The organism is Janthinobacterium sp. CG_23.4, assembly GCF_029892305.1.
GTDB lineage: Bacteria > Pseudomonadota > Gammaproteobacteria > Burkholderiales > Burkholderiaceae_D > Janthinobacterium > Janthinobacterium lividum_D.
This window is the reverse complement of the sequence record NZ_JARXUX010000001.1, coordinates 1,038,335-1,060,604: the sequence shown is the minus strand read 5'-3', so window position 1 is coordinate 1,060,604 and position 22,270 is coordinate 1,038,335. Positions and strand designations below refer to the sequence as shown.

Annotated in this window: 26 protein-coding genes; 8 read left to right on the top strand and 18 right to left on the bottom strand. The window is 61.8% G+C overall.

Features of this window, described 5'->3' with window-relative positions:
- Positions 1 to 50 precede the first annotated feature (50 nt).
- The 5 genes from H4V96_RS04690 to H4V96_RS04670 form a co-directional block, all read right to left on the bottom strand.
- Positions 51 to 293 (bottom strand): hypothetical protein, encoded by a 243-nt coding sequence (locus tag H4V96_RS04690; protein WP_029496224.1) that lies wholly within the window; start codon positions 291 to 293, stop codon positions 51 to 53.
- 178 nt (positions 294 to 471) lie between these two features.
- The gene (locus H4V96_RS04685; RefSeq protein ID WP_196855298.1) at positions 472 to 1,917 is read right to left on the bottom strand and encodes an ATPase domain-containing protein; all 1,446 of its coding nucleotides are present in this window, start codon (positions 1,915 to 1,917) and stop codon (positions 472 to 474) included.
- Positions 1,914 to 2,330 carry a hypothetical protein gene (locus H4V96_RS04680; protein WP_196855299.1) on the bottom strand — a complete coding sequence of 139 codons (417 nt, stop codon included), beginning with the start codon at positions 2,328 to 2,330 and terminating at the stop codon, positions 1,914 to 1,916. The genes H4V96_RS04685 and H4V96_RS04680 overlap by 4 nt, the downstream gene beginning before the upstream one ends.
- A gap of 54 nt (positions 2,331 to 2,384) precedes the next feature.
- Positions 2,385 to 3,770 carry a hybrid sensor histidine kinase/response regulator gene (locus tag H4V96_RS04675; RefSeq protein WP_280720729.1) on the bottom strand — a complete coding sequence of 462 codons (1,386 nt, stop codon included), beginning with the start codon at positions 3,768 to 3,770 and terminating at the stop codon, positions 2,385 to 2,387.
- 152 nt (positions 3,771 to 3,922) lie between these two features.
- Positions 3,923 to 4,051 carry a hypothetical protein gene (locus tag H4V96_RS04670; RefSeq protein ID WP_280720728.1) on the bottom strand — a complete coding sequence of 43 codons (129 nt, stop codon included), beginning with the start codon at positions 4,049 to 4,051 and terminating at the stop codon, positions 3,923 to 3,925.
- A 407-nt stretch (positions 4,052 to 4,458) separates the two neighbouring features.
- Between H4V96_RS04670 and H4V96_RS04665 the strand changes: the two genes are divergently transcribed.
- Positions 4,459 to 5,403 (top strand): SMP-30/gluconolactonase/LRE family protein, encoded by a 945-nt coding sequence (locus H4V96_RS04665; RefSeq protein ID WP_196855300.1) that lies wholly within the window; start codon positions 4,459 to 4,461, stop codon positions 5,401 to 5,403.
- A gap of 124 nt (positions 5,404 to 5,527) precedes the next feature.
- Here H4V96_RS04665 and H4V96_RS04660 read toward each other — a convergent pair whose 3' ends face one another.
- Complete coding sequence (locus H4V96_RS04660) at positions 5,528 to 6,595, bottom strand: SDR family oxidoreductase (RefSeq protein WP_280720727.1); 1,068 nt, start codon at positions 6,593 to 6,595, stop codon at positions 5,528 to 5,530.
- A gap of 97 nt (positions 6,596 to 6,692) precedes the next feature.
- Between H4V96_RS04660 and H4V96_RS04655 the strand changes: the two genes are divergently transcribed.
- Both H4V96_RS04655 and H4V96_RS04650 read left to right on the top strand, forming a co-directional pair.
- A complete protein-coding gene (locus tag H4V96_RS04655; protein ID WP_196855302.1) occupies positions 6,693 to 7,607 on the top strand; it encodes a LysR family transcriptional regulator in 915 nt (304 codons plus the stop codon).
- A 78-nt stretch (positions 7,608 to 7,685) separates the two neighbouring features.
- Positions 7,686 to 8,720 (top strand): MerR family transcriptional regulator, encoded by a 1,035-nt coding sequence (locus H4V96_RS04650; protein ID WP_196855303.1) that lies wholly within the window; start codon positions 7,686 to 7,688, stop codon positions 8,718 to 8,720.
- A gap of 79 nt (positions 8,721 to 8,799) precedes the next feature.
- Here the strand turns inward: H4V96_RS04650 and H4V96_RS04645 are convergent, their stop codons facing one another.
- Both H4V96_RS04645 and H4V96_RS04640 read right to left on the bottom strand, forming a co-directional pair.
- Positions 8,800 to 10,032, bottom strand: a complete 1,233-nt coding sequence (locus tag H4V96_RS04645; protein WP_010395662.1) for a D-amino acid dehydrogenase — start codon at positions 10,030 to 10,032, stop codon at positions 8,800 to 8,802.
- Positions 10,029 to 10,481, bottom strand: a complete 453-nt coding sequence (locus H4V96_RS04640; protein ID WP_010395659.1) for a helix-turn-helix domain-containing protein — start codon at positions 10,479 to 10,481, stop codon at positions 10,029 to 10,031. The genes H4V96_RS04645 and H4V96_RS04640 overlap by 4 nt, the downstream gene beginning before the upstream one ends.
- A 91-nt stretch (positions 10,482 to 10,572) precedes the next feature.
- Between H4V96_RS04640 and H4V96_RS04635 the strand changes: the two genes are divergently transcribed.
- A complete protein-coding gene (locus H4V96_RS04635; protein WP_196855304.1) occupies positions 10,573 to 11,775 on the top strand; it encodes an MFS transporter in 1,203 nt (400 codons plus the stop codon).
- Here H4V96_RS04635 and H4V96_RS04630 read toward each other — a convergent pair.
- The 4 genes from H4V96_RS04630 to H4V96_RS04615 form a co-directional block, all read right to left on the bottom strand.
- Complete coding sequence (locus tag H4V96_RS04630) at positions 11,756 to 12,451, bottom strand: Crp/Fnr family transcriptional regulator (RefSeq protein ID WP_010395654.1); 696 nt, start codon at positions 12,449 to 12,451, stop codon at positions 11,756 to 11,758. The two genes, H4V96_RS04635 and H4V96_RS04630, sit on opposite strands and share 20 nt — an antisense overlap.
- 154 nt (positions 12,452 to 12,605) lie before the next feature.
- Positions 12,606 to 13,253: a response regulator gene (locus tag H4V96_RS04625; protein ID WP_010395651.1), complete on the bottom strand. Its 648-nt coding sequence runs from the start codon at positions 13,251 to 13,253 to the stop codon at positions 12,606 to 12,608.
- Between the two features lie 38 nt (positions 13,254 to 13,291).
- Positions 13,292 to 14,524 carry a GAF domain-containing protein gene (locus H4V96_RS04620; RefSeq protein ID WP_196855305.1) on the bottom strand — a complete coding sequence of 411 codons (1,233 nt, stop codon included), beginning with the start codon at positions 14,522 to 14,524 and terminating at the stop codon, positions 13,292 to 13,294.
- A 67-nt stretch (positions 14,525 to 14,591) separates the two neighbouring features.
- Entirely contained in the window at positions 14,592 to 15,173 is a 582-nt protein-coding gene (locus tag H4V96_RS04615; RefSeq protein ID WP_010395648.1) for a DJ-1/PfpI family protein, read from the bottom strand.
- Between the two features lie 299 nt (positions 15,174 to 15,472).
- Between H4V96_RS04615 and H4V96_RS04610 the strand changes: the two genes are divergently transcribed.
- Positions 15,473 to 15,772, top strand: coding sequence for an antibiotic biosynthesis monooxygenase family protein (locus H4V96_RS04610; RefSeq protein ID WP_010395645.1), 300 nt, complete (start codon positions 15,473 to 15,475; stop codon positions 15,770 to 15,772).
- Here H4V96_RS04610 and pncB read toward each other — a convergent pair.
- Positions 15,769 to 16,971 carry a nicotinate phosphoribosyltransferase gene (gene pncB, locus H4V96_RS04605; protein ID WP_196855306.1) on the bottom strand — a complete coding sequence of 401 codons (1,203 nt, stop codon included), beginning with the start codon at positions 16,969 to 16,971 and terminating at the stop codon, positions 15,769 to 15,771. The two genes, H4V96_RS04610 and pncB, sit on opposite strands and share 4 nt — an antisense overlap.
- 77 nt (positions 16,972 to 17,048) lie before the next feature.
- Positions 17,049 to 17,924 (bottom strand): cysteine hydrolase, encoded by an 876-nt coding sequence (locus H4V96_RS04600; protein ID WP_196855307.1) that lies wholly within the window; start codon positions 17,922 to 17,924, stop codon positions 17,049 to 17,051.
- Between the two features lie 71 nt (positions 17,925 to 17,995).
- Between H4V96_RS04600 and H4V96_RS04595 the strand changes: the two genes are divergently transcribed.
- Positions 17,996 to 18,235: a TIGR02450 family Trp-rich protein gene (locus H4V96_RS04595; RefSeq protein ID WP_196855308.1), complete on the top strand. Its 240-nt coding sequence runs from the start codon at positions 17,996 to 17,998 to the stop codon at positions 18,233 to 18,235.
- Here the strand turns inward: H4V96_RS04595 and H4V96_RS04590 are convergent.
- Both H4V96_RS04590 and H4V96_RS04585 read right to left on the bottom strand, forming a co-directional pair.
- Positions 18,217 to 18,471: a hypothetical protein gene (locus H4V96_RS04590; RefSeq protein WP_029496223.1), complete on the bottom strand. Its 255-nt coding sequence runs from the start codon at positions 18,469 to 18,471 to the stop codon at positions 18,217 to 18,219. The genes H4V96_RS04595 and H4V96_RS04590 overlap by 19 nt on opposite strands.
- Before the next feature lie 340 nt (positions 18,472 to 18,811).
- On the bottom strand, positions 18,812 to 19,357 hold the full coding sequence (locus H4V96_RS04585; protein ID WP_196855309.1) for a nuclear transport factor 2 family protein: 546 nt from the start codon (positions 19,355 to 19,357) through the stop codon (positions 18,812 to 18,814).
- A gap of 403 nt (positions 19,358 to 19,760) precedes the next feature.
- On the opposite strand from H4V96_RS04585, the gene H4V96_RS04580 reads away from it, so the two are divergent.
- Both H4V96_RS04580 and H4V96_RS04575 read left to right on the top strand, forming a co-directional pair.
- On the top strand, positions 19,761 to 20,675 hold the full coding sequence (locus H4V96_RS04580) for a LysR family transcriptional regulator (RefSeq protein ID WP_010395633.1): 915 nt from the start codon (positions 19,761 to 19,763) through the stop codon (positions 20,673 to 20,675).
- A 107-nt stretch (positions 20,676 to 20,782) separates the two neighbouring features.
- Positions 20,783 to 21,010 (top strand): hypothetical protein, encoded by a 228-nt coding sequence (locus H4V96_RS04575; RefSeq protein ID WP_070345622.1) that lies wholly within the window; start codon positions 20,783 to 20,785, stop codon positions 21,008 to 21,010.
- A 3-nt stretch (positions 21,011 to 21,013) separates the two neighbouring features.
- On the opposite strand, the gene H4V96_RS04570 is transcribed toward H4V96_RS04575, so the two are convergent.
- Together H4V96_RS04570 and H4V96_RS04565 are read right to left on the bottom strand one after the other, a co-directional pair.
- Complete coding sequence (locus H4V96_RS04570) at positions 21,014 to 21,325, bottom strand: MerR family transcriptional regulator (RefSeq protein WP_010395630.1); 312 nt, start codon at positions 21,323 to 21,325, stop codon at positions 21,014 to 21,016.
- A 3-nt stretch (positions 21,326 to 21,328) separates the two neighbouring features.
- The gene (locus H4V96_RS04565; protein ID WP_196855310.1) at positions 21,329 to 22,249 is read right to left on the bottom strand and encodes a DnaJ C-terminal domain-containing protein; all 921 of its coding nucleotides are present in this window, start codon (positions 22,247 to 22,249) and stop codon (positions 21,329 to 21,331) included.
- Between the last annotated feature and the right edge of the window lie 21 nt (positions 22,250 to 22,270).

Sequence of the window (22,270 nt, the reverse complement as noted above, 5' to 3'; positions counted from 1 at the left end):
CGTCAGACGGCGCCAGGCTAGGCGCGTTAGCGTCTTATCGCCCTGTCGCCCTATCGCCGGCTCAACGGTACATATTCGCCCGGCAAGCTGGCCGCTTCCAGCGCATCGGCAAAGGCCAGCAAGAACTTCGCCTGGCCATGTTCCGACACCAGCAAGGAGGCGCCCTTGTGGCGCAGCAGAGTCAACACTTCTTGCTGATGCTCCTGGTATTGCTGCGAATGGCCATAGAAGGTCTGATACATTTCCAGCGTTTCCATGGCCTTCGCGGCCAGGATAAATTCGGGTTTTTCCATCATATCTCCTCTTGATCGGCTCGGAAACACGGAAGACGCATCCTCCGTCCCCTCTGGTGACAGCCAGCGCCAGCAGCATGGCTGCAGTTTCATCATACGCCTTTACTCAGCTGTCACCAACCGCCCGCGCCCAAGAGCCTACGCCAGTAAATAAATGCACCCACTGGTGGCATCGCCTCTAAGCCCGGTACGGCTCGCCCGACAGGATGCCCTGGTACTGGCTAAGCGTGCTGCCGATCTTCAGCCCCCCGGCATCGATATCGTAGAAGCGGATATCCTTGCTGTGGCCGCTACCGCGCACCTTCACTACCGATACCACGCGCTTGAACCGGCCTTCGAGCTCGATATAACGCTGCATGACGATGGCGTCGGCCAGAAAGGCATTGCCGTAGGAACTAAAGCGTAGCATGGTGTACTGGTCTTCCAGTTCGGCCGTCATCAGCACCGACACGCCCATGTCCGTCAAAGTCGCGACCAGGCGGTACAGCGATTCGCGGAAATCCTCGCGAAACATGGAGGCGAGCGCCATTTCAAAGCCGGACAGCGAATCGATGACCACGCGCTTGGCCTTCATGCGGGTAATCATGCTCACCAAGTCATGCAAGACTTCATCGAGCGACAGATCGAGCGTGCGCGTGTTGATCACGCCGACCTGGCCGGAGCTGACGAGCGTATTCAGATGGTAGCTGCGCAGCTGGTTCGGGCTCTTCTCGAAAGCGGCAATCACGCCAGGCTCGCCGCAGCGCACGCCCTCGCTGAGAAATTGCGTTGCCAGCACGGTCTTGCCAGAACCGGATGGTCCCACCAGCAGCAGCGAATAGCCGGCCGGCAAGCCACCGCCCAGCATGACGTCGAGTTCCGGCACGCCCAGCGACAGGCGCTCATTGCCGGAAATCCCGCCCCCTCCCATGCCGCTGTTCTTGAGCACGGCGCGGGGAAAGATTTCCACCCCATCGTCATTGATGCGGAAGGTGTGCACGCCCAGGCTTTGCGCCTGTCCGCGCATCTTGACCACCTGGACCTTGCGCACCATGGCTTCGCGGTGCACCAGCTGTGACAGCCACAGGATGCCGTCGGCGACCGTAAACACAGGGCTGGACTCGGCCTCGGGCGCCAGGTATTCACCGATCAGGAAGGTCGTGGCCAGCCAACTGGTCATTTGCGTGCCCAGCTGCTGCACGAAATGCTGCAAGCCGGCAGCGCCCGCATCCATGGCCTTCGCTGATTGCACCACGGAGCGGAAGGAATCGACGAACACCAAGCTGGGCGAGAATGCCTCGACCTCTTCGGCGATGCGCACCAGCACGCGCTCGAAATCGCCATCCAGCAAGTCCGCCGACAGATTGACGAACTTGATCGACTGGTTGATCTTGTCCACATCGAAGAAGGGAAACTGCTGCTGATAGCGCAGCATCTTCAGCGGTGGCTCGCCCAGGACCGTAAAAAACAACGCCTTGCGCTCCGGCGTGGCGAGGGAAAACATGATCTGGTGCGCCAGCGTCGTCTTGCCGCTGCCGGGCGTGCCCGCCAGCAGGTTAAAAGAAAATTCCGGTATTCCGCCGCCCAGCAGTTCGTCCAAGCCCGGCACGCCAGTGGCCAGGCGTTGGATGGTAACTTTGTTCATTCGTTCGGCTCCGTTCCAGCATTATTCACAACGTCATCACCCCAGGCTTTGAGGAGGATGCTGTTCGTTAAGAGTTCGCCAATTAATAAAATAAGGGTGTTGATGAAGTGCATCAACATCGCCGTGCTTGCCGCGCAAGCGACGCTGTCCACCTGTCCTTGCAAGCTGGCGCGCAAGGCGGTCATGGCGGCATCCAGTGCTTGCGGCGAATGGGGCGTCAACCAGCTGAACTGTTTCTGACTCTGGTGCAGACTGCGGGCATACATCGACTCCACGCCGCGCTCACCAATGATTTGATTCAATTCAGCGGCCAGTTGCTCCCACAGGCGAATACTGACGTCTACCACCACACCTGGGTCGCGTAACAGCGCGCGCTCTATCCTGCGCTGCCGCTGTGCATGGGCTGTGGCCATAATCGGATCTTTTCTCTGCGGTTTTCGGTACTTGAACCATGTTAAACAAAAGCATCAGGATTTCCTCGCCCATCCGCGGGGAACCGTTGCCGTGATTATTTTCGACAAAGCGTCGATATTGATAGGCTTAACCAGATAATGGTCAAACCCTGCCTCGCCAGCGCGGTCGTACCCGCCAAGCTGGCTGTAGCCCGATGCAGCGACAAAGCATGGCAGTGGCGGCAACAACGCCGCGCGTGCCGCACTGATAAGCTGAAAACCATCCATGCCAGGCAAGCCGATATCGCATACGATGACATCGTAGGGCGCATCGAGCGCGGCGCGCAAGCCGCTGGGGCCATCATTGCGCACGTCGACATGGTGGCCGTCCTGCGTCAGCAGCAGCGCCAGCATTTCGGCCGCATCGGCATTATCCTCGATCAGTAATACGCGACGCGGCAGTACGCACGCCGCAGCTTGCGTGTGCATGTCTTGCGACGGCAGCGCCAGCGAGGACAAGGGCAGTTGCAAGACAAACTGGCTGCCGAAGCCAACCCCAGCACTGAACACATCCACGGTACCGCCATGCAACTGGGTGATGATGCGCACCAGCGACAGGCCGATGCCCAAGCCTCCCTGCGCCCGCTCCAGCGAACGGTAGCCCTGGGTAAACAGATCGAAGATGAAGGGCTGGATATCGAGAGCGATGCCGGCGCCGTCGTCGCTGACGGCAATTTCCACCACATCATCGCGGCGCCTGGCGACGATGTCAATGTGGCCAAACTCGTGCGTAAATTTGCTGGCATTGATGAGCAAGTTGGCAAACACTTGCGTCAGGCGCACCAGATCGCCTTCGATGACCAGCGCTTCTTTCGGCATGCTCACGCTCAGCCCTTGCTGGCGCTGGCTGATGCTGGCCTGGCCCACTTCCACGGCACTGGCGATAATTTCGCTTAGCACGATGGGTGCCAGTTGCAAGGTGATCTTCCCGCTGCTGACGCGCGAGGCATCGAGCAAGTCGTCGATCAGGCGCGCCATGTGCGCCACCTGGCGGCCGATCACGCCATGCACATGCGCCAGTTGGGGGTCGAGGTCGACCTTTTTGGCCAGCAAGTCATTGGCCATCGCCAGCGGCTGCAAGGGGTTGCGCAATTCATGCGCAAGCATGGCCAGGAATTCCGTCTGGCGCAAGGTCGTCGCTTCGGCCGAAGCTTGCATATCCTGCGCGCCAAACGTCGCCAGTACCAGATTTTGATTAGCTTCGCGCAACTGCTTGATCAATGGGCCAAAGGTGTCGGATTGATCCTTTTCCTGCACCTGCATCTTGGCCATGATCAACAATTGATTGATTGTCTCGCGCAGCAGCTTGACTTCGCGGCTATGCGAGGCATGCAGAGTTTGCTCGGAGGTCAACTGCTGGGGCGCATCCTCAGGATCGGGCGAGAGTGCTGTGTGGCGCATGGTAACGATGTACGGCCTGTGGGGGCCGGCCTCAAGGACTACTCTTCGTTCCGCAGCGTTCACTCAGACATCGCCGCGCACGCCAGCTCTATTGCTGCCTACGGTGTATTACATTCTCATTTGGCACAATACTCTAAAATACAAGTATGCGACTACTTATCGTCAACGGTGCGCATGGGCAGCACGTCATTGGCGAACTGCCCCCCCATGGCCAAGGCCGATTGCTCAGCCGCGTACTGCGTGCCGCGTGCTGCATTTTTCCGGACTGGCTTGCCGGACATCGTCAAAGCCACACTTACTCGGCACCAACTGTCCCTGCCAGCAACCCTCGGAAGATTCGCAGGCATGGGCCGAGCCCGGGAACCCATCATAGATGGTGGGATTCGCCTACGACAGCGGGTCTGCGCGGCATTGCCAGCGCCACCGTGAACAAGCCCCAAGGCTGCTACTGCAGTATAGGCGGCCCCAGTGTAACCGCAATGCGGCGTGAATTTTCATTTAAATCAACTACATGCGCCTTAGGCCGCCGCAAGGGTAGCGCGCGCATGGGCAGCGGTCGGCATCGCGTGCAAAATATGGCCCCTCGATACCCTTGCCTGCATTACTCCATGGTTCACATGGACCAGGGATCGCCGCAGCCAGTACGCGTCGGGTAACATGGGCCACCGTTGCTATACAGAGATCCATCATGCCCGATTCCCGAACCACCCTGCGCTGGCTGCGCGGCGCCGTGATAGCCACCGCGCTGCTCAATCTGTCCGCCTGCGCCAGCGCGCCCGCGCACGAAGCGCTGTTCCTCAGCACCACCTTCACGCCCGCACATTCCTTTACCAAGGGCATCGAAGGCCCGGCCGTGGATGCGGATGGCAATATCTATGCCGTCAACTTTGCGCGCCAGCAAACCATCGGCAAGGTGCGCCCCGATGGCAGCGGCGAAGTGTGGCTGAGCCTGCCCGGCACCAGCATCGCCAACGGCATCCGCTTCGGCAGCCGGGGCCAGATGTATCTGGCCGACTATGTCGAGCACACGATCTACCGGGTGGACCCGGCCACGCGCGCGCTGTCCGTCCACGCGCGCGAGCCGCGCATGACGCAGCCGAACGATATCGCCATCACTGCCGATGACGTGCTGTATGCGAGCGACCCGAACTGGAAAGAAAACACGGGCCGCGTGTGGCGCATCGCGGCCGATGGCACGGTGACACTGGCGCTCGATACCATGGGGACGGCCAACGGCATCGAAGTGAGCCCGGACGGCAAGATGTTGTATATCAATGAAAGCGTGCAGCGCAATATCTGGATGTATGACATCGCCGCAGACGGCAGCCTGAGTGGCAAGCGATTGCTGATCAAGTTTGACGATTTCGGCATGGATGGCATGCGCGTGGACGTCGACGGCAACCTGTACGTGACGCGCTACGGCAAGGGCAGCGTGGTCAAACTGTCGCCGCAGGGGCGCATCCTGCGCGAGATCAGCGTGCCAGGCGCCAAGCCCAGCAACATCAGCTTCGGCGGCCCCGATGGCCGCACGGCGTATGTGACGGAAGTGGTGCAGGGGCGCTTGCTGCAATTTCGTGTCGACCGCCCGGGCCTGGAATGGCAGCGGGCGCAGGAGCGGCGCAAGGCCGAATAACAGGATGTCGGCTTACGCGCTTGCGCGCTAAGCCGACCTACGCTGCGCCACCATGCACGCGCAGTCTGGTAGGTCGGCTTAGCCGGAACGGCGTAAGCCGACAACCTCGTTGGCCGCGACCAGGTCAGCGTGGAATGATGCGCTGCGCCTTCAACTTCTCGAACAGATTGAAGAAGGCATCCTGCGTATCCTGGTAATCGAAGAAGCCCGCCTTGCGGCTCTTGCCCATGTCCGTCATCACTTCCATCGGCCGTCCCAGGTCGGCATCCGTATGCCACCAGGAAGCGAGGCGGCTGATATCCGTTTCCACCAGATCATGCTGCTGCGCGATGGCACGCCATTGTGCAGGCGCATCGTGCATGCGCCCGGCCAGTGGCGCCATGGTCTGCGGCAAGTCCGCCGCTGCCACGCCAAAGTACGCTGCCAGGCGGGGCCACAGCCACTTCCAGCGAAACACGTCGCCATTGACGATATTGAAGTCCTCGTTGCGCGCGGCCGGGCTGTGCGCCGCCCACGCCAGGTGGCGCGCGATCTGGCCAGCGTCCGTCATGTCGGACAGGCCATGCCACTGCGCGGATGAACCGGGAAACACAAAAGGCTGGCCGCTGGCCTTGCACAGGCTGGCATACACGGCCAGGGTCAAGCCCATGTTCATGGCATTGCCCAGCGCGTAGCCGATGATGGTGTGCGGGCGGTGCACGCTCCACGTAAAGCCATAGCACGTGGCCGCTTCGAACAAGCGGTCTTCCTGTGCATAGTAAAAATTCTCGACCTCCTGGCGGCCCTGCTCTTCGCGCAGCGGCGTGACGGGCACGCTGCCCTGTGCATACGCGTCGAACGGCCCCAGGTAATGCTTGACGCCAGTCACCAGCGCCGCATGGCGCAAGTGGCCCTTCGGACCCAGCGCTGCCAGCACGTTGGCCACCATGGCGCCATTGACGCGGATATTTTCCTGCTCGTTGTCCTGGCGCGCCCAGGCCGTGAAGAAGACGTGGCTGACGTCCAGGCCCGCCAGCGCAGTGACCACGGCGGCGCCATCGGTCGCATCGAGTTGCAACGATACGCAACCGGCGGGCACGGGCGTGCGGCCGCGCGAGACGCCCGTCACCTGCCAGCCTTGCGCCAGCAAATGCGTGGCCAAGTTGCTGCCGATGACGCCGCTGGCGCCGATGATGAGGGCGTGTTTTTGCATGAGAGAGTAGTTCCAAAAGAAAAAATCATCATATACGCGACATCAATTCTGATCCGCGATACTATTTCATCTTATTCATGAATAATATTCTCGAATCATGTTTTCATCGGAACATTTAAAGGGCCTCACGCCCTTCCTCGCCACGGCCGACGCGGGCAGTTTTACCAAGGCGGCCGAGCGCCTGCACCTGAGCAGTTCGGCCGTCAGCAAGAGTGTGGCGCGCCTGGAAGAACGGCTGGGCGTGCTGCTGTTCGAGCGCAGCACGCGCCGGCTGAAACTGAGCGATGCTGGGCGCGCCTACTACGCCACCTGCAAGCGCGTACTGCAAGAACTGGCCGATGCGCAAGACGTCCTGGCCGAACACGCGACAGAACTGGCGGGCAAGGTGCGCATCGGCGTGCCGGCCTCGTATGGCCGTCTGCGCGTGATGCCCGCGCTGCTCGACCTGTGCGCGCAATATCCGCGCTTGCAGCCGTCGATCGCCTTCAGCGACCGCTTCGTCGACCTGTTCGAGGAGCGCATCGATATCGCCGTGCGCATCGGCGCGCCCTCGCACTGGCCAGCTGCGCTGGGACAGATGCACCTAGGTGACGAACAGCTGATCCTGTGCGCGGCGCCCGCCTACCTGGCGCGGCGCGGCACACCCACCTGCATCGCCGATCTCGATGGCCACGACTGCATCGCCTACGGGCGCGGCGACGGTTCGCCCATGCCATGGCTGTTCCCAGGCCACGACAAGGGCGCGCAGGTCGAATACCGGCTGGCGTCGCCCCGCATGACGCTGGGCGACGCGCAAGCGCGCACCGCCGCCGTGCTGGCGGGCTTGGGCGTGGCGCAGCTGGCCACCTGGCTGGTGCAAGAATACCTGGCCACGGGCGCCATCGTAGAAGTGCTGCCGGCACTGGCCACGCCAGGCTTGCCCCTGTATCTGGCCTGGCCGCTGGCGCGCCAGCTAAGGCCCAAAACCGGCACCCTGCTGCAGGAACTGCGGCAGCGGCTGACGATCGATTGACTCCATTGAACATTTCGCTTGACCCTGACGCTGCGTTAGGGTCGATGCTGTCTGTACGCGCCAAACAAGGAGCAAGCCATGCTATTGAAAATCGGTGAACTGGCCAGGCTCACGGGCCTGACTATTCGCACCCTGCATCACTACGACAGCATCGGCCTGCTCTCGCCTTCGACGCGCACGCCCGCTGGCTACCGCCTGTACCAGCATGGCGACATGGACCGATTGCACCGGATCATGGCGCTGCGCAAGTTCGGGCTGTCGCTGGCCGAGATCGCCAACGCACTCGCCGGGCCGGATCTGCCGCTCTCCTCCATCGTGGCGCGGCAAATCGCCATGCTGGAGCGCCAGATCGCACAGGCGTCCACCCTGCGCGCACGCCTGTGCACCTTGCAGACGCAACTGGCGCAAGGGCAAGCCCCGGAACTGGCCGAGTGGCTCACCACGATGGAGTTGATGACCATGTACGACAAATACTTTAGCCCTGAAGAACTGCAACAACTACCGCTGCTATCGGACGCAGCCGTGGAACAGGAATGGAAAGCGCTGGTGGCAAGCGTGCGCGCACTGCAGGCGACGGGCGCCGCCCCCGGCGATGCCGAGGCACAGGCCCTGGCCACGCAATGGATGGTCAAGCTGGTGCGCGAAACGGGCGCCCATCCCGGCCTGTTCGCGCGCCTGAACGACATGCACGCGCAGGAGCCGGCCATGCAAGCGACGACCAGCGTCGATGCGCACTTGATGCAATTCATCATTGCCGCCTTCAATGCCTCGCGCATTGCGCTGTATCGCCCTTTCCTCGACGAGCAGGAATACGCATACCTGGCCGCCAACTACGGCAAGCGCTCGGGCGAGTGGCCGGCCCTGATCGCCGCCGTGCGCGCCGCCATGGATGCGCGCACGCCACCCACCGATGCGGCCGTGCTGCAACTGGCGCGGCAGTCGCTGGAGCTGTTCCGTTCATATGCGGGCACGGACCCGGCCACGCAGCACAAATTGCGCCAGGCGCACCAGCAGGAACCGCGTTTGATGGAAGGCAGCTTCGTCGACGCGGCCATGCTGCAATACCTGGGTGCGGCGATGGCCGTGGTGGCGCAGGAACGCCCCGGCGCATAGCTGAGGTGCAGCGCATCGTGCGCAGTGGAAGACGACAGCAAGGTCAGCTCCTTACTCACCGCCAAGGGCCGCGTCGCGCTCAGCGACTTGTTGCCGAAGAACTAGCCGCCACCGCCCTCGTCAGCAGCGTCGCCACCATCTCGGCCGTGGCGGCGGCCAGGGTCCAGCCCAGGTGGCCATGGCCGGTGTTGTAGTACACGCCGGGCGCCTTGCCTGGCCCCACTTTCGGCAGCATGGCGGGCAGCATGGGACGCAAGCCCGCCCACGGGACCACCTTGCGCGTATTGACGCCAGGAAAGCACTGCTCCACCCATTGCAATAGCGGACGGATGCGGTCGGCGCGAATGTCGTGGTTATCGCCATTGAATTCCGCCGTGCCCGCCACCCGCAACCGGTCCTCGCCGAGGCGGCTGCTGACCAGCTTGGTAGCGTCGTCGAGCAAGCTGACGCAAGGAGCCGCAGCACGGCTCGCTGCGTCATCAAGCTGCACGGTAATCGAATAACCTTTCACTGGATACACATTCACATGGTCGCCCAGCATTGCTGCCAGGGCACGACTGGCCGTGCCCGCACAAATGACGACGGCATCGAACAGGGTGCTGTCCTCGCCCAGGCTGACGCGCACCTTGCCATGCTCGCGCGCCAGCGTCTTCACCTGCGCGCCGTAGCGGCAGGCCACGCCCAGGCGGACGCAGGCGTCGGCCAGGCCGCTGGTGAATTTGTGGATGTCGCCCGTGGAATCGCTGTCCGTGTAATAGCCGCCGTAAAAGTCGCCGGCCAGGGCCGGTTCAATGGCGCGCATTTCAGCAAGCGTGACGGCGCGCCGCTGCAAGCCGCCCTGCGCCAGCAAGCGCGACACGCCGGCCGCCCGCTCGAAGCCACGCCGGTCCCGGTAGATATGCAAGATGCCGGCGCAGCGGTGATCGAAAGCGATGTTTTCAGCTTGCGCCCACGCAAACAGATGTTCGCGCGCGGCGATCGCCATGCGGGCCGTGGCGATGGTGTTGCGTTCGTAGTGCGGCATGGCGGCGAGAAATTGCGCAAACCAGCTCAGCTTGTGCCAGCTGGGAGTCGGATTGAGCAGCAGCGGTGCATCGCGCCGCGCCATCCATGTCAAGGCCTTCCATAGCGTCGCCCTGTGGTTCCACACTTCCGCGTGCGAGGCCGATAATTGCCCGCCATTCGCATACGACGTTTCCATGCCGGCATAGCGGTGACGCTCGATCAAGGTCACGTCCACGCCCCGTTTCGCCAGCGCATAAGCGGTGGTGACGCCCGTGATGCCAGCGCCGATGACGGCCACGCGCGTCATTCGGGCACCACCTTGTGCACGACGGTATCGCCCGCCTGCAAGACGCGTCCATCCTCGGCCAGCACGTCGATGCGACGCACGGGCAAGCCTGAACCGCGCTGCAGCAGGCTGGAATGGGCCTCCCCCGGCTCGAACAATTGCTCCTCGCTCCACTGGCGCAGGCCGACGACGACGGGAAACAGCGCCAGCCCTTTTTGCGTCAGCACATATTGCTGGTAGGCCGTGCCGTCCGAGGCGGGCGCGACCGTAAAAATGCCCTCTTCCACCAGCGTATGCAAGCGGTCGGCCAGGATGTTCTTCGCCACGCCCAGGCTTTTCTGGAATTCGCCAAACCTGCGCATGCCGTCGAAGGCGTCGCGCACGATCAGCAGCGACCAGCGCTCGCCGATGACGTCGAGCGCGCGCGCCACGGGACAGGGGTCGGTTTTCAGGCTTTTGCGCTTGGCCACAGGCAGTCTCCACGATTGAGTGGTTGCATTTTAAAACTTCCCGGCGCAGACTCCAAGTGGTTTTAATTTAAAACCACTTACCTACCATTCCATGCGCGATACAAACCCTCCCCTGACGACAGCACTTCCCCCCTCCCTCGTCTGGCTGTTTGCCACGGCAGCCGGCCTCAGCGTGGCCAATGTGTATTACGCCCAGCCCTTGCTGGCCACCCTGGCGCAGCAATTCGGTATGACGGACGCCGCCAGCGGCATGGTCATCACGGCCACGCAACTGGGCTGCGCGCTGGCCCTGCTGCTGGTGCCCTTGGGCGACATGCTCAACCGACGCCGTTTGACGCTGTTCCAGTTGGGCTTGCTTGCCATCTGCCTGACAGCGCTGGGCTGCGCCCGTTCCACGGCCGCCTTGCTGGGCGGCATGCTGATGGTCGGCTTGCTGGGCACGGCCATGACGCAGGGCTTGATCGCCTACGCGGCCAGTGCGGCGGCCAGCCACGAGCGGGGCCGCGTGGTCGGCATGGCGCAGGGCGGCGTAGTGATAGGCTTGCTGCTGGCACGCACCCTGTCCGGCGTGGTGGCCGATATGGCCGACTGGCGCGCCGTGTATTTTGTCTCGGCGGCCATCGCTGGCGCCCTGCTGTTGCTGCTGTGGCGCAAGCTGCCGCCAGCGCAGCCATCCCATCAGAAGCTGGCCTACGGTGCCCTGTTCTCCTCCATGCTGGCCATGTTGATGCATAACAAGGTGCTGCGCGTGCGCGGCATGCTGGCCCTGCTGATGTTTGCCGTGTTCAATATCTTCTGGAGTGCCCTGGTGCTGCCCTTGACGGCACAAGGCTATCGCCATGCGGCCATCGGCGCGTTTGGCCTGGTGGGCGTGATCGGCGCGCTGGGCGCGGCGCGTGCCGGGGCGTTGGCCGACAAGGGCCGCGCCCAGTGGACGACGGGCGCAGCCCTGCTATTGATGCTGGCCGCATGGCTGCCGCTCGGCTTTGCCAGTACGGCCCTGTGGCCCTTGATCATCGGCATCATCGCCTTAGATCTGGCAGGACAAGCCATCCACGTGACGAACCAAAGCCTGATCTTCAAGCACGATAGCGACGCGCACAGCCGCCTGGTGGCTTGCTATATGCTGTTTTATGCGGTGGGTAGCGGTGCGGGTGCGATTGCCGCCACCAGCGTGTATGCGCTGGCGGGCTGGCATGGGGTATGCGCGCTCGGTGCGGCGGCCAGCTTGCTCGCCCTGTTGTTCTGGCGGCTGACCTTGCCTACTGAAAGAATTAGTTCAACACCGGCGTGATCGCACCGTGACGGTAGGTCTTCAAGGCATCGGGCTGGATCTGGATCAGCGAACCGCTGACTTTAATCAAATGCAAGTCCGTCAACTGGTGCAGCACGCGCGACAGAGTGGCGGGTGCCAGGTTCAAAAACGACGCCAGCAAACTTTTCTTCAAGTCCAGCTTGACCTCGTTCGAACGCTGCTGGTCCGACGCCTGCAACAGATACTCGACCACGCGCTGGGTGGCGTTCTGCACGGAGCAGCGTTCCACGTTGCGAATAAAACCCATCAGGTGGTGCGACAGGCTATTCATCATCTGGCGCGCGATGCGCGGCGACTGGTCCAGCAGGCGCAGCAGCGCGTGCGGCGGGATGCGCAGCAGCAGGCAGTGCTCAAGCGCTTCGGCGCAGAACGGGTACGGTTCATCGAGGAAAATCATGGCTTCGCCGAAACTCTGGCCCGGACGGATCAGTTCGAGTACCTTGTCGGTACCTTCCATGGAAAACACGCTCAGCTTGACGAGGCCGAAAACCACGACATAAGCACCTTCCGCCACTTCGCCCTTACGGAACAGCACTTTGCCTTTTTCCACTTCGACGCGCACGACATCCTGGCGCAATTGTTCTAATTGCGAAGGGGAAATATGGCGGAACAGAGCCTGGCTCGATAGCAAGCCATCGACGTTGACCTTATGCATGACACTCTCTTATTAGATTAGCGAATGGCTAATAGTGTAATGGGCAGGTAGCGTCAAGGCCATACGTCAAAGGAACTAGGGTTGTCTAGGCCGGAGCGGCATACAGATCAAATAATCGCGCATTGTCTGGGTTTATTTGCGCTTTGCTTGATCTCTATTTACCTAACTCACGCTCGACCGCATACACGGCGATCTGCACCCGGCTGCTGAGCTTAAGCTTCTTGAGGATGTTTTGCACGTGGATTTTCACCGTGCTTTCGGCCACGTCCAGCTGGCGCGCGATTTCCTTGTTACTCTGGCCGCGCGCCAGGCAAGCCATGGCTTCGCGTTCGCGCGGCGTCAATTTGTCATAGTCGGCCTCGGGCGCGTTTTGCCCCGCGCGAAACTGCGACACCAACTTGGCCGTCATGGCGTCGGCAATCACGGATTCGCCGGCTGCGGCGCGGCAAATGGCCTGCCCCAGTTGTTCGGCTTCAATATTTTTCAACAAATAGCCGCGTGCGCCTGCGCGCAAGGCCGCGCCCAGATCGGCCGCGTTTTCGGACACGGTCAACATCAGCACCACCATCTGCGGCAAGTCCTGCAAGATCAGTTGCAGCGCGTCGACGCCGCTCATGCCGGGCATATTCAAGTCCATCAGCACCACATCGGGCAGCAACTCGGCCGTCAGGCGTACGCCGTCGAGCCCGTTCGATGCCTCACCCACCACTTGGAATAGAGGGTTGCGCTGCAGCAGCAGCTTGACGCCGCTGCGCAGCAAGGTATGGTCGTCGACCAGCAGGATTTTGATTGGAGCGTTCACGTATTTGTATCTTTTACCTGGTAGGAATGAATCTTCTGTTACGCGGCCTGGCGCCGGGCGGCCGGCAAGGCCAGCGAGATCGTCGTGCCTCCGCCGGGCGTGCTATCGATGGTAAATTGTGCACCGAGCCGCTCGGCTCTTTCCTGCATGATACGCAAGCCGATCTGCACTTCCGTTTTCCTGTCGCGCACATTGGCGGCAAAACCTTCGCCATCGTCGCGTACTCGCAGCGAAAAATCGCGCCCGTTTTCCACACACAGGGCCACGTTGCTCGCTTGCGCGTGCTTGCGGATATTCGACAGCGCTTCTTGCACGATGAACAGGATCTGCAACTGTTGTTCAGGCGCCAGCGGCGCGCCATTGCCGCGCATATCGAGCGTGCCGGCGACGCCTGTCTGCAACTCGAACTTGGCCAGCACTTCGTTGAGCTTGCTTTCCAGGTCGCTGCCATGCCAGCGCGTGCGGAAATTGACCAGCAATTCACGCACATCCTGATAGCTTTGCTCGACACCCATGCGCATCAGCGGCAGCACTTCGGCCGCTTCGTCGAGCTGGCCCCTGCGCACGGAGTCGTCGAGCATCTGCACTTGCAGGCTGATGAAGTTCAAGCTTTGCGCTATGCTGTCATGCAAGCCTTCGGCCAGCAGGCTGCGTTCACGCGCTACGGCAAATTCCTTCTCGCGCGCGATCAGGCGCTGGTTCTCGATGGCGATGCCCAGGCTCTGGCCCAGGGTTTCCAGCCAGCCCTGCTGCTGCGCGTGCACGGCTTTCGGACGCGCAAAGTGCAGCGAAAAACTGCCCACCACCTGCTCGCGCGCAAGGATGGGAAAGACGGCGATGGCGATAAAACCTTCATCCTGGCAGCGAAAGCGCTGCAGCGCATCGACCTGGCGGAAATCGCGGATCTGGATCACGCCCTGCGCCACGGCTGCACCGCACAGGCAATCGTTATTGCGGATGCAATGTTCTTCTTCCACCATGCCATCCGAAATACCCTCATGCACGATGATGTGCACGGTATCGTGCTGCGCATCGAGGATGCGCACGGTGCCGCCTTGGGCTTGCGCGAACTGCATCACATGGTGCAGGAAACCGCGGCACAAGGCATCGATGGCGTGCTGGCCTGCCAGCAGGGTGGAAATGTCATGCAGGGTGGCCAGCTGGCGTTCCTGCGCCGTGCTCAGCCCCGATTCGGCTTGCGCCAGGCGGCGCTGGCGCCAGCGCGACGCTGGAAGTTGTTTACGGGAAGATTGACTGCGCGGCGCATGCATGAAAGACTCAAATCGATTTTAGAGAAGAAAAATACCCGGCATGTTGGCAGGCCGGGAAGGTATGACGTTACAAACGGATCTCGGTACCGAGCAGCTTGACGAACTGCGCCAGCCAGGCCGGATGCGCTGGCCAGGCGGGCGCCGTGACGAACTGGCCATCGGTGATGGCGTCCGTAACGGCGATGTCGGCATACGTGCCGCCCGCCAGCTTGACTTCGGGCGCGCAGGCGGGATAGGCGGAAATACGCTTGCCGCGGATGACATCGGCGGCGGCCAGCAATTGCGCGCCGTGGCAGACAGCCGCGACGGGCTTGCCCGCGTCGGCGAAATGGCGCACGGCGGCGATGACTTTCTCGTTCAGGCGCAGGTATTCGGGGGCGCGGCCACCGGCGATCATCACGGCGTCATAGTCGGCCGGGTCGATCTCGTCGAAGCTGGCGTTCAAGGTGAACAAATGACCGGGCTTTTCCGTGTAAGTCTGGTCGCCCTCGAAATCGTGAATCGCCGTCTTGATCGTCTGGCCGCTTTGCTTGCCGGGACACACGGCATGCACGGTATGGCCCAGCATCAGCAGGGCCTGGAACGGCACCATCGTTTCATAATCTTCTGCAAAATCGCCGGTCAAAAACAGAATTTTCTTCGCCGCCATGTAGTTCTCCTATAAAAGATAGACCCCGCAAGATAGACCCCGTATGCCTGCAGCATGCACCGCAAGGCGTATCTTAGCGCGACTTGGCAGCCATACCGGATATTTCAAGCAAGCTTTGCGCCTTGATCGCGGATTTTATCGCTTGAAGCGGAATTTTTTACAGGCTCGCAGGTGCAACCTGGCCGATGTACCGCCTGTTACGCCTCGTCGTCGCAGGCGCTGCAAGCGCTGACGCCCTCCCACGCATGCGCAAAATTATGGCAAGATCAAGTTTCTTTCATTCCACAGTGGAACTTGCCATGATTTTTGAAATTGCCCACATCCAGATCAAACCGGCCACGCATGGCGCTTTCGAGGCGGCCGTCGCCAAAGCCGTGCCCCTGTTCCAGCGCGCGCGCGGCTGCGAATCGATGCGCCTGGAGCGCTCGATCGAAAATGGCGATGCGTATCGCCTGGTCGTTGGCTGGGCCACGCTGGAAGACCATACCGTGCATTTCCGTGGCAGCGACGACTTCCAGGCCTGGCGCGGTCTCGTCGGCGAATTCTTCGCCGCCCCGCCCCAGGTCGAGCACATGGACACGGTGCTCGCAGGCTTCTAGCGCGGCACTTCGACGGCAGGATGGTGAAACACCTGACGCAAGTAAGCGAGGAAAGTTTCATCCTTGCACAGGGTCTTGCCCGGAGAATCCGACAATTTCGCCACCGACTGGCCATTGCAGCGCACCAGTTTCATGACGATGTTGAGCGGCGTCAAACCGACGTCGTTGGTCAGATTGGTGCCGATGCCAAAGCCCGTCATGATGCGGTCGGCAAAGTGCTGGTACAGGGCGAAGGCCTTGTCCAGGTCCAGGCCGTCGGAAAACACGAGGCGTTTGGTATTGGCGTCGATGCGCAGGGCTGCATAGTGGGCCAAGGCTTTCTCGCCCCACGCGACAGGGTCGCCCGAATCATGGCGCAAGCCGTCGAACAGCTTGGCGAAATACAGGTCGAAGTCGGCCAGGAAGGCGTCCATGCCCACCACGTCCGTCAGGGCGATGCCCAGGTCGCCACGGTATTCCTGCACCCAGTCTTCCAGGGCCGCCTTTTGAAAATCGCGCAGGCGCACGCCGAAGGACTGGAATGACTGCATGTATTCATGCGCCATGGTGCCTATCGGCACGACGCCCAGCTTTTTCGCCAGGTACACATTCGACGTGCCTTTAAAATATTCGGGCACTTCCTGCGCCAGGCACAGCACCACTTCGTCGTGCCATGCACCGGAAAAGCGCCGGCGCACGCCGAAATCGGAAAATTCAAACGGATGCTTGCGCCGCGGCAACTTGCCGAATTCCTTCACGGCCGCCACTTTCAAGCCCAGGCGGTGACGCCCTTCGCGCATGGCCGCATCGAGGTCGAAGCGGCGGAAATACAGTTCGTTGACGATGTACAGCACGAAAATTTCGAAGCCCATCACATGAACTTGCGGTCCGGCCGCGTGCACCAGCAAGGTGTCGCCATCGGTGCTGACGTCGATGAATTTTCTCTGGAAGCGAAACACCGTCAAAAAATCGACGAAGTCACTCTTCATGAAGCGCAAGGTGCGCAAATAGGCCAGTTCGTCGTCGGCAAACGACATCGAGCACAGGTGGTCGAGCTGCTCTTCCAGCTCGACCTTCAGTTCAGCCAAGGGGAAGGCGGTCGCGCTGCGGCAAACAAATTCGTATTCGGTATGGGTGTTCGGATGACCGTGCAGCAATGCTTGCCACATTGTAAATTTATACAGATCGGTTTCCAGCAAACTGCGCACTATCGGGGTCATGTGTGTGTTCTCCAACTTCCTGAAGCCAGAATAGTACGCCACCGCAAGCATTTCAGCAGCGCAAATTGGACACTGGCTCAGGCAGCCGGTTGCTCCAGCGCGTTGGCCAACAATTCGGGCAAGACCTCGGCGGACGTGGCAAGGCGCGCACCGCGCGCCTGCATGGCGGCCAGGAAATCGCGCTGCTGCGCAGCAAAGCCCATCACGGGGCTCATGCAATCGGTCAGCAGCACCAGCCGCGCCAACGCCTGCCGGCCCTGCTGCGCCTGCAGATAGTCGGCGATGTCTTCCGTGCTCGCTTTCACGCAGTGGCTGCCCGCTTCGCCGGTGATATAAATCTGCTGCGCCGGCAGCAGCGTGGCGAGGAAATCGAGGTTGCGCTGGGTCGCCGCATCCTGCGCATCGGGCACTTCTGCCATGACGGCCGAATAATGCTCGGTCCAGGGATTGGACCCCTTGCTCAACTTGGCAACGACCTGCAACTGCTGCACTTCCCAGGCATTGTAGGCGGCGCGCACGGCCGCATGGACATTCTGCCCCCAGCTGCCAATCTCGCAATGCACGGGCCACACCATCAATTGATAGCGCCCCGCTTGCTGCAAGGCATCAAGGTAGGCCAGCGCGCGCGGCAAGGCGCCGCTGGCGGCCGGCAAGAACAGGCCGTCGCGCACCTGCTGCGCGCTGATCTGCGTAAACGGCGCGACGGCAGCGCCCTCGTCCGTGCGCCAGAAGGCGGGGTGGGCGATATCGTAGCGGTGGTGGGCGTCGAGCGTCACGCTAATCTGCGTCAAGCCGCCGCCGCCTTCACGAATCAGCTGCGCCACGCGCAACATGTCGGCGTGGGCCCCTGGCACGGCCAGCGCAGGTGCGCCATCCGGCGGCAGCCAGGTGGCGGGCAAGTCGCAAAAATCGTTTTGCGGGTCGATGACAAGCAGGTGCAGCTGGCGTTTCATGGCGGTCCTCGTGCGTGGCGGAGTTTGCATCATAATGGCAACATCGCCATCGTGCCAAACCAGGAGCCGCCATGAACATTCTCAATCACAATAACGTGCGTCCGAATAAATTACTCAACAGCAAATGGACGGCCGTCACGCCAGCGAACAAGGAAAAACACTTCCTCGTCGTCAAGCTATGCGCAACGGCCACACCGGATGAACCGGTCACGCATGTGCAATTGGAAGCGGTACATTCCGGCCGCGTGCAAATGCTGCCATGGCGCGCGCTGCAAGATGCGACGCAATGGCATCAGGGGTGGAAGACATAACGGCGCTGGCGCTGCTCGACCAGCTTGACAGCCGCCTCGCGCGCTTGCGCCACGGCGTCCGCCGCCGTGGCAAACGGGTGATCGGCCGACACGCGGCGCTTGCGCAGCAGATTCAAGCGATGCATGGGGTTGGACGAGGGGGCATAGATGGCGACGTACGCGCCCCATAGCTTGCAGCCCTGCAAGCGCTCTGCCGTGTAATTTACCTCATAAAAATCAACATACTTTATCGGCACGATGTACGCTCCAAAAATGACATGGCCGGACAGCTTGTCTCCACGGACTGGCGCGGTGAGGGTAAAACCATGCACGCGCGATCGCTCAGGCTATTCAACTCAGCTCTCTTTTTGATCGCGCGGCACAGAAAAAAGGATGCATGACTAAGGCATCTTCATGCATGACGACACGAGTCGGGCCGAGCCGGACTACGCATGCCACACTTGTCAGACTATCTACGTGTGCAGACTGAAAGTATAGACGATGCAAAAGAATTATTAGTCGCAAACCGCGTACTGAACGCAGGTGGCAGGCTAACATCTGCACGCCGCCGTGCGACTGACACGCCATGGCAGGCACCTATTTTTCTGCCTCGGCTGCGGGATGCATGGACCAGACGGCACTGAGGATTTTCCATTCGCCGTCGCGCTTGACCATCTGCCACGCTTCCACGCCATAGTTCGACAATTTGTCGCCGACCAGAAATGCATAGTCGAAGTTGACCCACGCCACATGGCGGTCCTGGGTGATCTTGACGTTATAGAATTTTTCTTCCGTGCGCTGCGGTTCGCGCTTGATAAAGTTGGCGAAACCGACATAGCCGGCCGCCTGGACGCCATCGAAATGCACATCCGTCGTGTCGCGCATTTTCTTGATAAAACCGTCATCGGCCGGCGCGGCGAACAAAATGTTCGTATGCAGCATCAGCGACGATAGCAATTTTATATCCTTGGCGAGCAGCGCCGCCTGGAAGTCGGCGACGACTTTTTCGATGGCGCGGATATCTTCGGGCGTGGAAGCATGACGCCCCACGTGGGGCGGCGCCACCGGCGCAGTCTGCGCCTGCGCCGCGCCGGCCGCCAACAGGGAACATCCGAACAGTACTGCGCTTGCCAACTTATGCATGGAAAACTTTCATGGCGAACCGTTCGCCGGGCTGGCACGGGGGCGTGCCGTCGACAAGCTTATGTCAAGCATAGCAAATTAGCAATCCACTTGAAGATCGAGTGCAGGCGGCCAGCAATTCATCGACCAAGGCATCGGACAACTGCACGGCCGCAGCCGCCTGCGCTGCGCTGCCAGTTTCGCCGCGAATTCGCCGCACAATTGGCGCAACAGGTAGGCGCTGTTGCGCACGCGGCTAATGATGTGTCAGACCCTGCTCGTGAATTGCTCCTGTGGAAATGGGGTGGGCTTGGGCCATGTTGCAGCCCTTGCAACCCTTGCAAACAGCATAGTTCGGGTCTACCATCGATGAAACCGTGTAAATGCCAATGTTTAGCATCGAATTTTTAGATATGGAGCCAGCATGAGAGAACCGGGCCAACCTTCGCTCGACCAGTTGCGCGTGTTCGTCGCCGTCATCGACGCGGGCGGCTTCGCGCACGCGGCGCGCCAATTGCACCGCACGCAGTCGGTGATCAGCTACACCATCGCCAACCTGGAAGAACAACTGAATGTGGTGCTGCTCGACCGCGCCAAGCGCAAGCCCACCCTGACGGACGCGGGCAAGGCGCTGCTGGCCGATGCGCGCGCCGTGGCCCTGAAGGTCGATGGCATGCGCGCGCGCGCCAAGGCGCTGGCCGGCGGACTGGAGGCGGAAGTGTCGGTAGTGGTCGACGTGATGTTCCCCACCTGCGTGCTGGTGCGCGTCCTGGAAGCCTTCCAGGCGCAGTTCCCCACCGTTGCCCTGCGCCTGCGCATCGAAGCCATGGGCGCCGTAGCGCAACTGGTGATGGATGGCAGCTGCCACATCGGCCTCGGTGGCTCGATGACGACCACGGCCGGCGTCTTCGAGCGCCTGGCCGTCGGCCATGTGCGCCTCATTCCCGTGGCCGCACCCAGCCACGCGCTGGCGCAACTGGCGCAGCCGATCGCCTCCAACGTGGTGCGCGAACACGTGCAACTGGTGCTCAGCGACCGCAGCGACCTGACGCAGGGCCAGGATTTCGGCGTGCTGGGATTGCGCAACTGGCGCCTGGGCGACCTCGGTTCCAAGCACGCCTTGCTGCGCGCAGGCCTGGGCTGGGGCAATATGCCCGAAGCGATGGTACGCGACGACCTGCAGGCCGGGCGCCTGGTGCATTTGACGCTGGCCGTCGACAAGGGCGAAAATTATCCGATCTACCTGATCCAGCGCGCCGATACGCCGTCCGGCCAGGCAGGCAAGTGGTTGACAGAGCGCTTTGCGGAGCAGCTGCCGTTGCTGGTGCAGGGGTTTTAGAAGCGCGCGCGGACAGGTATCATGCCTCAGCAAGCCCCAAACAACTGCTGGGGTCTGACCCGTCGGGTCTGACCCCTATTTCAGACACAACCTTGAAGAGAACCACCATGGCCGGCATCGACGACTTCGTCAACAAACAAAAACCTGGCGCGCGCTTCGTCATCACGGCGCAGATGCTGCGCATGACGCCGCAGCAGTTCGACAGCGTGGCGCAGGAATGGATGGAAGACGGCGGCCCCGGCTTCGACGTGGCCGGCATCCCGCACCGTGTCGTCGTCGATGGACAATTTTATATTGCCAGGCTCACCGTGACACGCCACGGCGAGCCCGCATAAGGGCTACTCGACGCCGAGCACGTACAGGCGGCGACGCAGGCGCGCCACTTCTTCCGACAAATCAACCACCAGCGCGGCCATTTCGGCGTTCGCGTCGAACACGGATTCGATTTCGTGCAGGCGCCGTGCGCGCACCAGATCCAGGCTGGTGAAACGCCAGGTCGTGAGCTGCCCCACTGGCGGGCCATTTTGCAGCAGCACGCCGGTCTGCACATGCTGCACCACCCAGTCCGGCTCCACGGCGCAGGCGCGCGCCAGCTCCTCCAGGCTCAGGGCACGATCTTCGAGCAGTTCGCCAATTATCTTGTTTGCCATGATTTACCCTCCCAGCTTCTGGCGTGGATTGAAAGCCATCTCGCGCGCCATGGTTGCATACAGCTCACGCGCCTTGTCATCGTTCGCCGGCGGCAGCACCACTTCCAGCAGCAAATACAGGTCGCCCGGCTGGGCGGCGGGAATGCCGCGCCCCTTCAGGCGCAACTTGCGCCCCGTCTGTGAATTGGGCGGGACGCTGACGGCCACCGTGCCCGATGGCGTGGGCACGGCGATTTCGCCGCCCAGCGCCGCCTCCCAAGGCGTGACAGGCACCGTCTCGAACACATCGCGCCCTTCCACCTTGTAGCGCGCATCGGGCTGGAAGCGGATTTCCAGATACAGGTCGCCGGCGGGCGCACCGCCGCTGCCCGGACTCCCCTGCCCCTTCATGCGCAACTGCTGGCCCTCCGTGACGCCTTTCGGCAGCGTCACTTCCAGGGTGCGCTCGCGCGTCACCACCTGGCCTTGCGCGTCAGCTTCAGGCACGCGCATGACGATGTGGCGCTTGGCGCCGTGATAACTGTCGTGCAAATCGATGCTGATGGCGGCGTGGCTGTCCTCGCCCGGCATCTGGAAACTGCCACCGGCGCGGCGACGCCCGCCCACGTGGGCAAACAGGTCGGCAAAGAAGTCGCTGTCGTCGGCGCCCGCAGATTCGTAGCCCGAGCCCCAGCCCGGCGGCGGCCGGAACGGCTGCCCTTGGGCGCCCTGGTGACGCCCGAGTTCATCATAGGCGACGCGCTTTTCCGCATCCCCCAGCACACCGTAAGCCTCATTCAGGGCCTTGGTGCGCTTGTCGGCGTCCACTTCCTTGCTCACGTCAGGGTGGTATTTGCGTACCAGCTTGCGGTACGCCTTCTTGATCTCGGCCTCGGTAGCGTTCTTCTCGACGCCGAGCTCCTTGTAATAGTCCTTGTATTCCACCGTGCTTGCTCCCCATGGTTG